The 14,399-nt window shown below is 68.7% G+C and carries 15 protein-coding genes; 5 read left to right on the top strand and 10 right to left on the bottom strand.

The window, feature by feature from the left end; all coding sequences use genetic code 11:
* The first annotated feature begins 19 nt into the window (after positions 1-19).
* Positions 20-406, top strand: coding sequence for a hypothetical protein (locus EV649_RS24390; RefSeq protein ID WP_130385872.1), 387 nt, complete (start codon positions 20-22; stop codon positions 404-406).
* Here EV649_RS24390 and EV649_RS24385 read toward each other — a convergent pair.
* The 5 genes from EV649_RS24385 to EV649_RS24365 form a co-directional block, all read right to left on the bottom strand.
* Complete coding sequence (locus tag EV649_RS24385) at positions 384-956, bottom strand: GNAT family N-acetyltransferase (protein ID WP_130385871.1); 573 nt, start codon at positions 954-956, stop codon at positions 384-386. The genes EV649_RS24390 and EV649_RS24385 overlap by 23 nt on opposite strands.
* On the bottom strand, positions 953-2,557 hold the full coding sequence (locus EV649_RS24380) for a RecQ family ATP-dependent DNA helicase (RefSeq protein WP_130385870.1): 1,605 nt from the start codon (positions 2,555-2,557) through the stop codon (positions 953-955). Before EV649_RS24380 ends, EV649_RS24385 begins: the two co-directional genes overlap by 4 nt.
* 34 nt (positions 2,558-2,591) lie before the next feature.
* Positions 2,592-3,167 (bottom strand): dihydrofolate reductase family protein, encoded by a 576-nt coding sequence (locus EV649_RS24375; protein WP_130385869.1) that lies wholly within the window; start codon positions 3,165-3,167, stop codon positions 2,592-2,594.
* Positions 3,168-3,258: 91 nt separating this feature from the next.
* Complete coding sequence (locus tag EV649_RS24370; RefSeq protein ID WP_198682654.1) at positions 3,259-3,999, bottom strand: class I SAM-dependent methyltransferase; 741 nt, start codon at positions 3,997-3,999, stop codon at positions 3,259-3,261.
* Positions 4,000-4,249: 250 nt separating this feature from the next.
* The gene (locus EV649_RS24365) at positions 4,250-4,894 is read right to left on the bottom strand and encodes a VOC family protein (RefSeq protein WP_157996294.1); all 645 of its coding nucleotides are present in this window, start codon (positions 4,892-4,894) and stop codon (positions 4,250-4,252) included.
* A 73-nt stretch (positions 4,895-4,967) separates the two neighbouring features.
* Here EV649_RS24365 and EV649_RS24360 point away from each other — a divergent pair, with 73 nt between their 5' ends.
* Positions 4,968-5,621: a transglycosylase SLT domain-containing protein gene (locus EV649_RS24360; RefSeq protein WP_130385867.1), complete on the top strand. Its 654-nt coding sequence runs from the start codon at positions 4,968-4,970 to the stop codon at positions 5,619-5,621.
* A gap of 11 nt (positions 5,622-5,632) precedes the next feature.
* A complete protein-coding gene (locus EV649_RS24355) occupies positions 5,633-6,247 on the top strand; it encodes a DUF1684 domain-containing protein (RefSeq protein WP_130385866.1) in 615 nt (204 codons plus the stop codon).
* Position 6,248: 1 nt separating this feature from the next.
* Here the strand turns inward: EV649_RS24355 and EV649_RS24350 are convergent, their stop codons facing one another.
* Positions 6,249-8,402: a DEAD/DEAH box helicase gene (locus EV649_RS24350; protein ID WP_241998608.1), complete on the bottom strand. Its 2,154-nt coding sequence runs from the start codon at positions 8,400-8,402 to the stop codon at positions 6,249-6,251.
* Positions 8,403-8,682: 280 nt separating this feature from the next.
* Between EV649_RS24350 and EV649_RS24340 the strand changes: the two genes are divergently transcribed.
* A complete protein-coding gene (locus EV649_RS24340) occupies positions 8,683-11,064 on the top strand; it encodes a phosphoketolase family protein (protein ID WP_241998607.1) in 2,382 nt (793 codons plus the stop codon).
* Positions 11,065-11,128: 64 nt separating this feature from the next.
* The gene (locus tag EV649_RS24335) at positions 11,129-11,608 is read left to right on the top strand and encodes a hypothetical protein (RefSeq protein WP_130385864.1); all 480 of its coding nucleotides are present in this window, start codon (positions 11,129-11,131) and stop codon (positions 11,606-11,608) included.
* Here EV649_RS24335 and EV649_RS24330 read toward each other — a convergent pair.
* From EV649_RS24330 to EV649_RS24315, 4 genes are read right to left on the bottom strand one after another with little or no spacing between them, the layout of a single operon-like run.
* A complete protein-coding gene (locus EV649_RS24330; RefSeq protein WP_130385863.1) occupies positions 11,593-12,222 on the bottom strand; it encodes a UdgX family uracil-DNA binding protein in 630 nt (209 codons plus the stop codon). The two genes, EV649_RS24335 and EV649_RS24330, sit on opposite strands and share 16 nt — an antisense overlap.
* Positions 12,222-12,884: a DUF6766 family protein gene (locus tag EV649_RS24325; RefSeq protein ID WP_130385862.1), complete on the bottom strand. Its 663-nt coding sequence runs from the start codon at positions 12,882-12,884 to the stop codon at positions 12,222-12,224. Before EV649_RS24325 ends, EV649_RS24330 begins: the two co-directional genes overlap by 1 nt.
* A gap of 29 nt (positions 12,885-12,913) precedes the next feature.
* Entirely contained in the window at positions 12,914-13,384 is a 471-nt protein-coding gene (locus tag EV649_RS24320; protein WP_241998606.1) for a vitamin K epoxide reductase family protein, read from the bottom strand.
* A 2-nt stretch (positions 13,385-13,386) separates the two neighbouring features.
* Complete coding sequence (locus EV649_RS24315) at positions 13,387-14,295, bottom strand: DUF929 family protein (RefSeq protein WP_130385861.1); 909 nt, start codon at positions 14,293-14,295, stop codon at positions 13,387-13,389.
* Positions 14,296-14,399: the final 104 nt, after the last annotated feature.

Raw genomic sequence — 14,399 nt, 5'->3', positions numbered from 1 at the left:
GAGTAGTAGTGTCGCGAGCATGGGCGTCAACGCGCGGGTGCTGGTGATCGGTCTCGATCCGTACCGCGTTCCCGGGCCGTGGGACCCGGAGCCGGTCGCGACCGGGATCCAGGTCGGGATGGCGGACTTCGCCGCACACGGCGTCGGCGCACAGACCTGCCTCGTCGGGCTGGACGGCAGCGACGACATCGAGGCGGTGGTGAGCGCGGCCTTGGCGGCGCAGCCGTGGGAGTGCGTGGTGATCGGTGGCGGTATCCGGAGGAACGAGGATCAGCTCGAGTTGTTCGAACGGATCGTCAACCTGACGCGGCAGCTGGCTCCCGATGCGGCGATCGCCTTCAACAGCAGGCCGGACGACACGTACCACGCGGCCGCGCGCTGGCTCAGCGGAGATCGAGACGCATGAGGATGCGGGGATGGCCCGCGAGGGTCGACGTGGTGTCGGCGGCCTTGGTGAACCCGGCGTGCTCGAAGTTCTTGCGGATCCCGGCGTACGCCATCGTGAGATCGACCTTGCTGTCGCCGTTGTCCAGCGGATAGGCCTCGACGACCGGCCCCCCGTTCTCGCGCGCGAACTCGACGGCGCCGGCGATCAGCGCGTGCGAGATCCCCTCGCCGCGGTGTCCGGGGCGGACCCGGATGCACCACAACGACCACACCGGCAGCTCGTCCACGTGCGGGATCTTCCGGTTCTTGGCGAACGTCGTCTCTGTACGCGGCGCGACCGCGGCCCATCCGACCGGCGTGTCACCGTCGTACGCGAGCACGCCGGGAGCGGGCGTCGCCTGGCAGAGCCTCTCGACGTAGGCACCACGCTCCGGCCCGCGGAGCGAGTTGTTGAGCTTGGACGGAATCCGATAGCTCAAGCAGAAGCACACGTTGGACGTCGGCGACTTCGGCCCGATCACCGCCCGCACGTCCTCGAAGACGCTGGCGGGGCGTACGTCGATACTCATGGAGCGACCTCGGCTTGCAGAAGTTGGTTGTGGACCATGAACGCCGTACGGAGTTCCTTGTAGCCGACGCGGTCGAACAGGACCGTCATCGTGGTGCCGTCGTAGTGCTCGACCAGACCGGGGCCGAAGGCGCGATGGACGACCCGGCTGCCGACCGGGAACGGCTGGTCCTCGGGCGGCGCCGCGGTACGGCCGGCAAGATCGTTGTCGCAATTGCCGCACGGGCCGTCGTACCGTTCGCCGAAGTAGCTGAGCAGCCACTCGCGCCGGCAACCGCCGTACTCCGCGTACGCAGCCATCATCTCGACCCGCGACCTCGCGACCTCGCGACGATCGTGCTCGACGGCCGACGCCGCGGTGACGGCCCGGTCGACGTCGACTCCGCGGGCCAGGTGGAACTGGTGGCCGACAGCAACGACGCGGGCGTCGGTCAGCCGGCCCAGCGCCCGTTCGACCCGGGCTGTGCCGAGGCCCGAAGCGGCGGCCAGCGCGGCGATGTCCTTCGGCCGGTGTTCGCGGATCGCGGTGGCCACCGCGAGCAGGTCGTCGTCGGTGACGCCGCCGGACGCGAAGAAGCGGTTCAGCCCCAGGTCGGCATGCCGGAAGAACAGCTCGATGTCGGCCGGTTCGCCGTCGCGGCCGGCGCGGCCGATCTCCTGGTAGTACGCGTCCACCGACGACGGAGCCTCGGCGTGGCTCACCCAGCGGATGTCCGGCTTGTCGATGCCCATCCCGAACGCGATCGTCGCGACGACGACGCGGCACCCGCCCTCCAGGAACGTGTCCTGCACCTCGCGGCGTTGCTTCGCGGGCAGGCCCGCGTGGTACGCCTGGGCAGCGACGCCGGCCGTGGTCAGTTCGTGCGCGAGGTCCTCTGCGTGGCGATGCGTGCCGACGTATACGATGCCCGGGCCGCGCGACGACCGGACGTGGCTGAGCAGCCGGCGGTTCTTGGTGTCGTCGTCGGCGAATGTGAACACGGCGAGGTTGAGGTTCGGGCGGTCGAACCCGCCGACGACGACAGCCGGGTCGTTCAGCTCCAGGCGATGCACGATCTCCTTGCGCACCGGCGGCGCGGCGGTCGCCGTGAGCGCGAGGACCGGCGGTCGTCCCATCGCCCGGATCGCGGCGGCGAGACGGAGGTAGTCGGGCCGGAAGTCCTCACCCCACTCGCTGACCAGATGCGCCTCGTCGACGGCCACCAGCGTCGGCCGGGACGCGGCGAACAGTTCGAGTACGTCGGGATGCGTGAGTTGCTCGGGGGACAGCAGCACGAATCCGGGCCGGTCGTTCGTCAACAGATCATGGGCGGCGCGCCGGCCGGCGTGGTCGGTCGCGTTGAGTTCCGCAACCTCGACGCCGGCCGGACGCAACGCCCGCAACTGATCGCGCTGCAAGGCGACGAGCGGACTCACCACCACAGTCACCCCGCCGAGCGCCAGCCCGGCCAGCTGATAGATCGCTGTCTTCCCGGTTCCGGTGGCCAGCACCGCGAGGACATCCCGCCCGCCGACCACACCCCGTACGGCGTCCTCTTGTCCCACTCGCAGTGTCTGGAATCCCAGCCGCGCCCGAGCAAGAGCCAGCACGTCAACGGACATCGCGCGCACCCATGCTCGAACGGTAGTACAGCGGTCAGTGCTGGACGGCGTACACGAGCTTCTGGATGCCGTTGGCGTAGGACTCGCTCGAGGTGAGGTTGAGGTTGAGCTTGTCGCGGTCGGTGTCGCTGAAGAGCCGTTTGCCGGCGCCGAGGAGGACGGGGAAGACGAGCAGGTTGTACTGGTCGATCAGGCCCGCGTCGGACAGGTTGCGGTTGAGGGTGGCGCTGCCGTTGATGATGATCGGGCCGCCCTCGGTCTCCTTCAGCGCGGCGACGTCGTCGAGGGAGCGGAGGATGGTGGTCTCGCCCCAGTTCGACACCAGGTCGCTGTCCTTGAGGGTGGTCGAGACGACGTACTTCGGCATCGCGTTGTAGCCGGCGAACTCCACGGTCATCCCCGGCCAGACCGGCGAGAACGCCTGGTAGCTGACCCGGCCGAGCAGCAGCGCGGTGGCCTCGTCCTGCTCTTCGCCCTTGAGCGCGTACGCCGCCTCCTCGAACGCGATGTCCTTGAAGGTCCAGCCCGCGTTGCGGTAGCCCGCCTCGCCACCGGGCGAGTCCACGACGCCGTCGAGAGAGATGAACGCGGTGGTGATGAGGGAACGCATCTGGTGCTCCTTGATCAAGTGGTGTGTGGTGCTCGTGTCTGAGCGTCGTGCGGGTCGCGGCGGATACGACATCCGTGAAATGTGACGCCGGTCACTCCGCGGTGACGATCCAGGCAGCGGAGTCGAACAGGACGCCGTCACCGCTGTCGTGCGCCGCGAGCATCGCACGCAGGTCGGCTCGTGCACGCTCGGCGTCGGCCGGGGCGAGTTCCGCTAGCAGTGCTAGCGGCTCGCGGAGCTGCAGGACGTTCTCGTACGCCGTCTCGACATCGGGACCGTAGTACAGCCGTTCACGCACCGCGGCAAACGTCACGTCGCCAAAGCCCGCAGACCCGAGGATGCCCCGCACAACATCCGGATCCCCAAGCGAAAACGGCGACTCGTCCCGCACCTCCGCGTCCCCGCCGATCGTCGCTGGGATCACCTGTGCCCATTCGTTCTCCGCGCGCGCCTGCCACACCATCGCGACGAGCCGGCCACCAGGCCGCAACGCCCGCCGCAGATTCGCGAACGCACCCACCGGATCGTCGAAGAACATCACCCCGAACCGGCTGATACACACGTCGAACGCCGCCGCCCCGAAGTCGTACGTCGCCGCGTCCGCGAGCAGATAGCTGACGTGTGCCTCCGCCGTACGCCGTCGCGCATCCTCGAGCATCCTCTCGGAAACATCCACCCCGACCACCCGCCCGCGCCCAGCATCCGCGGCCGCTTCCCGCGTCGTCTGCCCACCCCCACACCCGACATCAAGCACCCGATCCCCGGCCCGCACCCCACAAGCAGCCCGAAACCGCCCCTGCAAGAACCGCATCTCGCCGTCATAGTCGAACACGCCCCCAGGCTAGAACGCCTGCCACTCACTTGGCGGGGTTATCCCCTCGCGTTGGGGGTTCTCTACTCGCACACCAGCAGAGAACCCCCAATTCGAGGGGATAACCGTTCTTGTGCTTGATCCGTGGGTGGTAGTGGTCAGGCGCGACCCACGCCACCCACGGGATCGCCGCGCGGGTTCAAGCGGTGGGTCGGGCCATCCGGCGGGCTGGACCTGCGTTGGTGAGTGTTGGGGATCCGCCTGCAGCGGATCAACTGGCGAGGAAGGTGACTGGGGTGCCGTCGGGGTCTTGGGTGTTTGGGGTGGGGGAGGTGGTGGTGAAGGCGAGGTGGGCGATGGTGGCGGCCGGTGGGGGTACGAGTTTGAGGGTGTCAGAGCCCAGGCGGAAGGTGTCGTCGGTGACGCGTTCCATGCCGAGGTGGGTGCCGTAGAACTCGGCCGCCGCCTCGGGATCGGGGGCCGCGACGGCGACGTGCGTGAAGGCGACCACCGGACCCGCGGTAATCGGTGCGACGCGGAAGTCCTCCGAGCGCTGGAGAAGTTCGACGCGGACGCCGTTCGGGTCGGACAGGAACGCGAGCCGGCCCTGCCCGCTCCCGGCCACGCGGGGCGACGAGAGTTCGGCGTACCCGAGGGCCATCAGCCGCGCGTAGTCGCCGTCGAGGTCGTCGGTCATGAAGCCGATGTGGTTCAGCCCGTACGTCGCCTGCGCGTCGGGCTCCTCGTGGTGGAGCAGCTCGACCAGGCCGGTCGCGAGCTGGATGTGGACCCGGTTGACGCGCGGACCGGGCATGAACAACCGATCGACCACCTCCGCCCCGAGCCCGCCGTAGAACGACAAGCTCGCCTCGAGATCCTGTACCCGGCCACCGACATGGTTCAGCTCGTAGATCACCACACCACCGTAGCAAGCGCTTTCCGGAAGTGTCGCGGGTCGGCGCGTTGCCCGGGCTGACTACGGTGGTGGGGTGGCGAAACGCTGGTCGTGGGTGGCGGTCGGAGTACTGCTAGTAGGCGTCTGGGCGGCCTGTTCCGACAAGGACTCCACCGCCAGAACAGAACCCACCGCCAAGCCAACGGCCACAACCACCACCAAGCCGACCGCGAAGACCACGACGACGAAGCCGTGGTACGACGACTACGATCCGGCTCACTTCGCGCCCGACGTACGGCGGTACGCCAAGCAGGCCGGGATCAACCCGCAGTTGCTGATGGCAATCTTGTACAACGAGTCGTACAAGCCGCACGACCCGAAGTTCGAGCGGCAGTGGGCGGAGGTGGACTCCGATCCGGCGTTCGGGATCGCGAACATGCACAAGCCTGCGTTCGACGAGACCAAACGCGGCCGGGACTTCGCGAAGCGGAAGTGGGAAGAGCTGCCCGACAACCCCGCGCTGGCGATCCAGGCTGCGGCCTGGCACCTCCACGACCTCGCGAAACGGCTGCCGAGCAAGCGTGCCGATCTCTACACCAAGGACGAGTTGCTTGCCCTCGGCTACAACGCGGGCGGCGGCAACATGCGGATCTTCGCCCGCGGCCGCAAGGCTGGTTCGCAGGCCCAGTCGTACGTCGACCGCCTGCACGACAACTGGGCGAAATCCGCCGAAGCGCTCAAGAGCTGACAGGAGACGCTGTGAACCTAGGGAACTTCGGGGCACCCGCGCTTGCCGTCGCCGACTGGCGCCGACAGGTCCTCGCCCTCTACCGAGACATCCGCGCCGAGAGCGATCCAGCGGCCGCACACGCCCATTGGCAAGCCGGCCGCAACGAGCTGCTGACGAACCACTCCGCCTCACCGGTCCCACCGGAACAGCGCACGACGTACGCCGGTGCGCCCGTCGCGCCGTACCGCCCGGAACTGCGCTTCGAGGCGACCATCGAGACCGACGTGAAGCCGTTCAGCTGGGAGTTCCAGTCTGCGACCGACGGCGTGATCCCGTTCTCGCGCGTCGGCGTACTCCAGTTGCCGGTCGGGGACCTGGACGTGTGGTGGCTGGAGTCGTACGGAGGTGGCCTGTTCGTCCCGGTGAAGGACGCGCTGGCCGGCAAATCGACGTACGGCGGCGGCCGCTACCTGATCGACACGGTGAAAGGCGCGGACCTCGGCGGCGACTTTCCCGAGCTCGTCGTCGACCTGAACTTCGCGTACAACCCGTCCTGCGCCTACAGCCCGGAATGGACCTGCCCGCTGGCACCGGCAGCCAACACCATGAGTGTCGAACTGCCGGTGGGCGAGCTATCAGGCTAGATCAGACAGCAGCTTCCAGGGCACGGGTAAGAAGGGCAGCCAGCGCCTCCAGTTGGAAGTCGGCCGAGGAGCCGACCTCTTCGTCGGAGCCGTCGAGCGCCTTGGCGGCCAGGCCGGCCTTGGCGTCGATCAGGTCCGCGACCCGGGTGTCGATGGTCTGCGCGGCGATGATCCGCCACGCGGTGACCGGCTCGTCCTGGCCGATCCGGTGCACCCGGTCGATGGCCTGGGTCTGCTCGGCGTTGGTCCACGACAGCTCGGCGAGGACGACGTTCGACGAGACCTGCAGGTTGATGCCGACGCCCGCGGTCAGCAGCGAGCAGACCGCGATCGACACCTCGGGGTCGTTGACGAAGGCGTCGATGTTCTTCTGCCGGGTGCGTGCGGTCTGGTCGCCGCGGATCGACGAGTACCGGATGCCACGCTCGGCGAACAGCTCCTCGGCGGTGTCCATCACCTCGATGTGGCGGGCGAAGAACACGACCTTGCCGACGTTCTGCGCGAGCTGCGCCGCGTAGTCGGCGGCCAGGCCTGCCTTCGCCTGACCGATCCGGCGGAACAGGCTGAACACGTTGTCGCCGGTCTTCTTGGCGGCCATCTCGGCCCGCTCCCAGCCGGCCACCTGGCGGACCAGGTCGTGGTCGATGCCGTCCACGACGATGCCCAGGCGACGGGTCTCGAGGGCGGTCTTGTACCGCTCGACGAGGCGGTCCGCGAGCTCCCGCTCCGCGGCCCGGATCGAGCGGCCGACGGCGCCGTCGAGCTCGACCGGGAGGTCGGCGATCCGGCGGGCCGGGATGTCCGCGGCCACGTCGACCTTGCGGCGGCGGACGATGCCCATGTCGATCACACTGGCCCGCGCGGCCGCGTTGAACCCGGGGTCGGCCGGGGTCAGGTCGGTCGCGTCGAGCTTCTCCATCAGCTCGGACCGCGGTGCCTTCTCGTCGATCCAGCCGAGGAACTCCCAGATCGCGGTGAAGTCCTCGATCGAGTTGATCAGCGGCGTGCCGGTGAGGGCCATCAGCAGCGGCCGGGCGGTCCGGCTGCGGATCCGGTTGGACAGGTCGAGCACGTTCCGGGACCGCTGCGACTTCTTGTTCTTGATGAAGTGCGCCTCGTCGACGACCATGCCGCGGAACCCGAGGTCGCCGAGCCAGCCGACGTGCCGGTCGAGGATCTCGTAGTTCACCACCACGATGTCCGCGAATCCGTCGATCGTGTCGCCGTCGCCGTGGATGACGGTCGGCGTACGGCGGGGTGTCCAGAGGCCGGCCTCGCGGGCCCAGTTCGTCTTCACGACGTTCGGCACGACGACCAGCAGGGGATAGGCGTCGACGGCCTGCGCGGCGAGCAGCGCCTGGGCGGTCTTGCCCAGACCGGGCTCGTCGGCGAGCAGGAACGTCCGGTGGCCCTCGGCCGCGGCTTCGATCAGCCCGGCCTGGTGCGGCATCAGTTCGAGGCCGCGGAGGCGGAGTGCGTCGACTCCACCGGTGAGCCGGAGCCCCTTCGGGTCGGGCAGGTTCATGGTGGCCGAGGCCGCGGCGTGCTCGAACGAGCGCAGCAGCGGTCCGATCAGCTCCCAGCCGCCGAGCCGGCTCGGCTTGGCGGTGCGGGCCGGGGCGTTCGAGAAGTCCGGGGGGAGGAACGGGTTCGCGAGCTGCCGGGACACGACTGCCTGCGGGACCACCCGACGGGTCTGCGTCTCCGGGGGAGCGGCCGGTTGCTCCGGCTCCGGCTCCTCGGGCGCCTCCATCCCGGCGTCCTCCAGCATCTGCCGCTTGAGCGCGGCCGCCGCCTCGGAGATCACCGCGTCCTCGGCCAGCAGGCCGAGCAGCGAGGGCTCCAGCGCGGCGGTCTTCGCCAGGATCGTCGCGATCCCGTCGAGCCGCCGGAGCTGCTCGGTGCGGTACGCCTCGGTGGCGGACTCGGCGCCGTTCACCCGGGACCGCTCCTCGCGGACCAGCAGGGCGACGATCTGGAACTTCGTCCGGGTCGACGGCTTGATCGCGCCACGGGTGACCGCGGCCTCGACCTCTCGCACGGCCTGCGCGAGGACCTGGATCAGACCGTCGGACTCGCCGTCACGGACGCGACGCCGGCGACGGGGAGCGGAACGGGTAGCGCCGGGCTGGCGCTGACCTCGTCGGGCCAACATTTCCTCCTGTGTCGTGCCACGGCGGAGCCGTGACGGAATACCGGACCACGCCCGGACCGATCCGCCGACGAGGCGCGACCTCGTGACGTACCCAATGACGTGCCCAATGACGTGCAGAGGGCCGTCCAGAAGGTCCCCCAGGAACACGGCTCAGAATGCACCGCTCCTGTGTGTGCGCGATCGAGACCCTATGTTACCCGCACTCGCCCGAATGTTGCAGACCGGCACCGGGTACCAGCCCGGAACACGAAGAACTTCGGCGATCTTCGAGGGGCGAACTGTGGAGCAGATCGAGGCCAAGGCACTGGGTGAAGCACTGCGTGACGACGAGTTGCGGGGGATCGACGCGTACTGGCGCGCGGCCAACTACCTGTCCGTCGGCCAGATCTATCTGCTCGCCAATCCGCTCCTGCGGGAGCCGCTGCGGCCGGAGCACATCAAGCCGCGGCTGCTCGGCCATTGGGGTACGACGCCCGGGCTGAACCTGATCTACACGCACCTGAACCGGGCGATCAGGCAGCGGGACCGGGAGATGTTGTTCGTGACCGGACCTGGGCACGGTGGGCCGGCGCTGGTGGCGAACACGTGGCTGGAGGGGAGCTGGACGGCGGCGTACCCGAACACGACGCGGGACGAGGCCGGGATGGGGCGGTTGTTCAGGCAGTTCTCCTTCCCGGGAGGTATCCCGAGTCACGTGGCGGCGGACGTGCCGGGGTCGATCAACGAGGGCGGCGAGCTGGGCTATTCGCTCAGTCACGCGTACGGCGCGGCCGCCGACAACCCGGATCTGGTCGTGGCCTGTGTCGTCGGTGACGGTGAGGCCGAGACGGGCCCGCTCGCGGCGTCGTGGCACTCGAACAAGTTCCTGAACCCGGCGCGCGATGGCGCCGTACTGCCGATCCTGCACCTGAACGGCTACAAGATCGCCAACCCGGCGCTGCTGGCGAGGATCGGTGACGAGGAGCTGACCGCGCTGATGCGGGGATACGGGTACGAGCCGTACCTGGTCGAGGGCGCCGAGCCGGCCGAGGTTCACCAGGCGCTGGCGGCCACGCTGGACCGGTGCCTGGACCGGATCGACGAGATCCAGCGCGAGGCACGGTCGGCGGACCAGGCGCCGGCGCGCGCCGCCTGGCCGATGATCGTGTTGCGTACGCCGAAGGGGTGGACCGGTCCGCGAACGGTCGACGGTGAGCAGGTCGAGGGCACCTGGCGATCGCATCAGGTCCCGCTGTCCGGCGTCCGCACGAACGAGGACCATCTGCGCCAACTGGAGGTCTGGCTCCGCAGCTACCGGCCCGAGGAGCTGTTCGACGACCAGGGCCGCCCCGTCCCGGATCTACTCGAGCTCGCTCCGGGCCCGGAGCGGCGGATGGGATCGAGCCCCCACGCCAACGCCGGCGAGCTGAGCCGTGACCTCGAGCTGCCGCCGGTGGAGGAGTACGCCGTACCGGTGAAGGCGCCGGGCGCCGAGGACGGGGAGCCGACGAAGGTCTTCGGCGCGTTCCTCCGGGACGCCTTCCGGCGGAACCCGGACAACCTGCGGCTGTTCGGGCCGGACGAGACCGAGTCGAACCGGTTGAGCGCGGTCTACGAGGAGACCGGGAAGCGGTGGCTCGCCGAGCGCCGGGACAGCGACAACCACCTCGCGCCGGACGGCCGCGTGCTGGAGATCCTCAGCGAGCACACCTGCCAGGGTTGGTTGGAGGGGTACCTGCTCACCGGGCGGCACGGTCTGTTCTCGTCGTACGAGGCGTTCGTGCACATCGTCGACTCGATGGTGAACCAGCACGCGAAGTGGCTGAAGACGATCAACCGCCTCGAGTGGCGGCGTCCGGTCCCGTCGCTGAACTACCTGCTCACGTCGCATGTCTGGCGGCAGGACCACAACGGGTTCTCGCATCAGGACCCGGGGTTCATCGACCATGTGGTGAACAAGAAGGCCGAGGTCGTCCGGGTCTACCTGCCGCCGGACACGAACACGCTGCTGTCCACGATGGACCACTGTCTGCGGACCCGGAACTACATCAACGTCGTAGTCGCCGGCAAGCAGCCGCAGCCCAACTGGCTCGACTGGGACGAAGCGTCGGTGCACTGTGCTCGTGGTGCCGGGGTCTGGGACTTCGCGAGCAACGACGACGGCGATCCCGATGTGGTGATGGCCTGCGCTGGCGACGTGCCGACGATGGAGACGCTCGCCGCGGTCGAGCTGCTCCGTGAGCACCTGCCGGAGCTGCGGATCCGGGTCGTGAACGTCGTCGACCTGATGCGGCTGCAGGACGCGACCGAGCATCCGCACGGGCTGCCGGACGCGGAGTACGACGCCCTGTTCACAACGGACAAGCCGGTGATCTTCGCGTACCACGGCTACCCGTGGCTGATCCATCGCCTCACCTACCGGCGGCACGGTCATGCCAACCTGCACGTCCGCGGCTACATCGAGGAGGGTACGACGACCACTCCGTTCGACATGGTCGTCCGCAACAACCTGGACCGCTACCACCTCGCGATGGATGTCATCGACCGGGTGCCGTCGCTGCAGTCCCGGGCAGTGTCGACGCGGCAGTACTTCGCCGGCCAACGCACCCGCCATCGTGCCTACGTCACGCGGTACGGCGAGGACCTGCCGGAGGTCCGGAACTGGCGCTGGTCAGCGGGGTAGCTCGACCGCGACATCGACGCGGCCGACCTCTACAGTGGCATCGAGTCCTAGCTTTGGAGGCCGGATGGCAGCGGATTCGCATGTACTGGAGGTCGGGCAGGCTCCGACACCGTTCACCGCCGCCGAGATCCGGGACGCGACGAGGGTGGGGAAGTCCATCACACGGCGCGTCGAGTCGGCCGGTGCGGAGCCGTTCCTGCTGATCAGCACGTACGTCGAGTGCGACGAGGACGGCGCCACGCTGGAACGTTCGCAGCGATCGCTCGACGGCGCTCTGCTCGGCGAGCCGCAGGTGATGAAGGCGACCTGGCTCGACCTGCAGCGGCACGCCTCGTTCGCGGCCGCCGACACGACGATCGAGCCGGAACGGATCGAGACCGAGATCGGCGCGCTGGACTGCCTGCGCTACACCGTGCGGGACGGCGGAACCGACGAGATCTTCTGGTTCGCGACCAGCCTGCCGGGCATGCCGATCCAGCAACTGACCCGGACCGACGGGCAGATCGTGGGATCCGTCTCGGTGGTCGGCTACACGGCCTCCTGACCAAGTAGCTCGACCGCGACCCGGAGATCGTCGACGAAGAGCCCGAAGTCGCGCCGGAACTCCTCGGACCGGACCACCGCCGACGGATGCACGGTCGCCACGGCCGGCAGGCCATCCGGCAACTCCACCCGCTTGCCACGCTCTTGTGTCACCCGGAACGTAGAGCCCAGGAGAGCCTTCGCCGCGACCGACCCCATCACGACGACCAGCGACGGCTTCACGATCTCGAGCTCCCGCACCAGCCACGGATGGCAGGCCGTGATCTGACTCGCCGCCGGCGTCTTGTGGATCCGCCGCTTCCCCCGCAGCTCGAACCGGAAGTGCTTCACGGCATTGGTGAGATACACGTCCGACCGCTCGATCCCGGCCTCGACCAGCGCCTTGTCGAGCAGGTGCCCGGCCGGCCCGACGAAGACGTGACCTTCCTTGTCCTCGTGATCCCCGGGCGTCTCGCCGACGAACATCATCCGCGCCCGCACCGGCCCTTCGCCCGGCACGGCCTGTTCGGCGTCCTCCCACAGATCGCAACCACGGCAGCTGCCGAGCTCCGCGCGGACCTTCCGCATGCCGCCGTTGTGCGGCACCCACTTCTCAGCTCCGGGGTATTTGGTCATCAGCCGCCCGTTTCGGAGTGGGGAGCGTGGACGGGCTTGGACTGCGCCGAGCGCCGCTGCCGGAGGTAGATCGACCCGCCGATGATCGCCGCGACGGCCAGGAACTCACTCTGCCAGTTCTGCAGCGACTCGTACCAGAACTGCGAGGTCCCGAGATACTGCCACGTCGTGACCGCCGCACCGCCGTGCATCTCCTGCTCCTCGCTGTACGTCGCGGCGCCGGTTGCCGCGTGCAACCACAGCGACAGCACGAACACCAGCCCGAAGGCGATCGCCAGCGAGTTCTCGTACAGCGTGAGAATCAGCTCGGAACCGCGCCGTACCGGCCAGGGCGCGTTCCGGTCGGTGCGATGGTCGCGGGGATCCTCGTCCTGCGGCGCCGGCTCGTCGATGGGCCGGGACTCGGCCGAACCCTTCTGCACCAGGTACGCCGTGAGCAGGACGTACATGAACATCTGCAGGAACTCGGACTCCCAGTTCTCGAATACCGCCTCGCCGAACGACGACGAGCCGACGTACTGCGCGAACGTCTGCGGCGCCTGGCCGTGATCTGCGAGCTCGGAGTTCTCCTGGGCGTGGCCGACGAACGCCAGGCCGGTCAGGAAGCTGAAGAAGAGCACCAGGTTGGCCAGCAGCAAAGCCCGCAATCGTAGCCATCGCATGCGGCTCCGGTACCCGCTGTGACGCTATTTCATGACGCGGGCGGAACCAGGGCCAGCCGGATGATGACCAGGGCGAACAGAACGAGCGTCAGTGCGTGGACGACTGTGCACCACAGGCAGATCGCATTGATCTGGAACAGTTCGGCCCAGATCAGGTAGCACACGAACACGACCCCGGTCAGTACGCCGACCAGCCGCAGGCGGCTCGGCCACGGGGACGACGTACGCCACATCGGCGGCACCGACAGCGCGGTCATGCCGACGAAGAACGCGAGGCCGAGCAGCGCGACCGGGATCCCGAGGACCTTCGAGTACTGGCTGCTCGTCACCTTGGCGCAGTTGACCACCCCGGTGTCCGGGCAGGCGAGCGTTGTGCCGGCGGTGAAGTGCTCATAGGTCAGGTACGCCGCCACCGCGAGGCCGGCGACCGACACCACCAACGTGGCCCAGGGGAGCCAGCCCAACGAGGTCCGGGACGGGTGCTGTGCGGTTTCGGTCACGCTCAGCCCTTCGCCGCGCCGAGCTTCGCCGCCGCCGCGGTCACCGCTTCGGTCGAGCAGACCTTCGCCGGCTGGTTGTTCGTCAGCTTGCAGATCGCTGCGGTGTAAACGTTGGCCGAGCCGTCGACCGCCTTCGCGATCGGGCTCGACGGGTCCTTCAGCGCGTCCGCGATCTCGGTCTGTGTCTTACCCGCCAGCAGATCCGGGCTGTACGTCGCCCCGGACCCGACGTACTTGCCGCCGAGATCGATGAACGGGATCGAGCCGTCGCTGCCGACATACGGTGGCTTGTTGTACGTGTCGAACGTCTTCTGGTCCTCGGCCGTCGGGGTGTCGAGCGGCTTGTACCCGTTGCCGACCATCTCGTTCGTGGTCGTCTCGACGCCCGTGAACGCGAGGTACTGGCTCGTGTACGTCGCTCCGTGGAACGACAGCGTGGGCGTGTTCGGGAACACGTCCTCGGACGCCGAATGCGTCGTACCGAGGTTGCTGAACGTCCCGAACCGCGACAGCGCGACCGTGACCGGCCAGCGCTCCGCGGCGCAGTACGGGCAGAACTCGGCGCCGATGTAGAGCACCTTCGGCTTCCCGCCCGCGGTCAGCGCCGGCGCGGTGATCGCCGACGGAGCGGCCTTGACCTCGCTGGTGCCGACCGCGGCGAACGTCGAGTCCGGAATCGAGGAGAGCGCGGTGACGAGACCCGCGTCGGCCGCGCCACTCGGACCGGTCGCGGTCTTCTTGCCGCCACCGACCAGCCGGATCGTCACCAGGCCGCCGACGATCACCACGACCAGCACGACCAAGCCGACCGCGAGCAGCAGGCGCCGCCGCCGCTCCGCCTGTTGCTGGGCGGCCAGCTGCGCCGCGATCCGCTCGCGGGCCGCAGCCTTCTGTTCGACACGCCGTGCCATGACTCTCCTCTGATCGCGCGCAGGCTCCTGAAGGACAACTATCCATCGCCCCCGGAAGTTCCTGCCTCTCCGTCACCGAGAGATTACAGATCGCACGCCGGGTC

Origin of the sequence: Kribbella sp. VKM Ac-2569 (genome assembly GCF_004216905.1) — a bacterium.
Classification (GTDB): domain Bacteria; phylum Actinomycetota; class Actinomycetes; order Propionibacteriales; family Kribbellaceae; genus Kribbella.
This window is presented reverse-complemented; position numbering and strand designations above follow the sequence as displayed.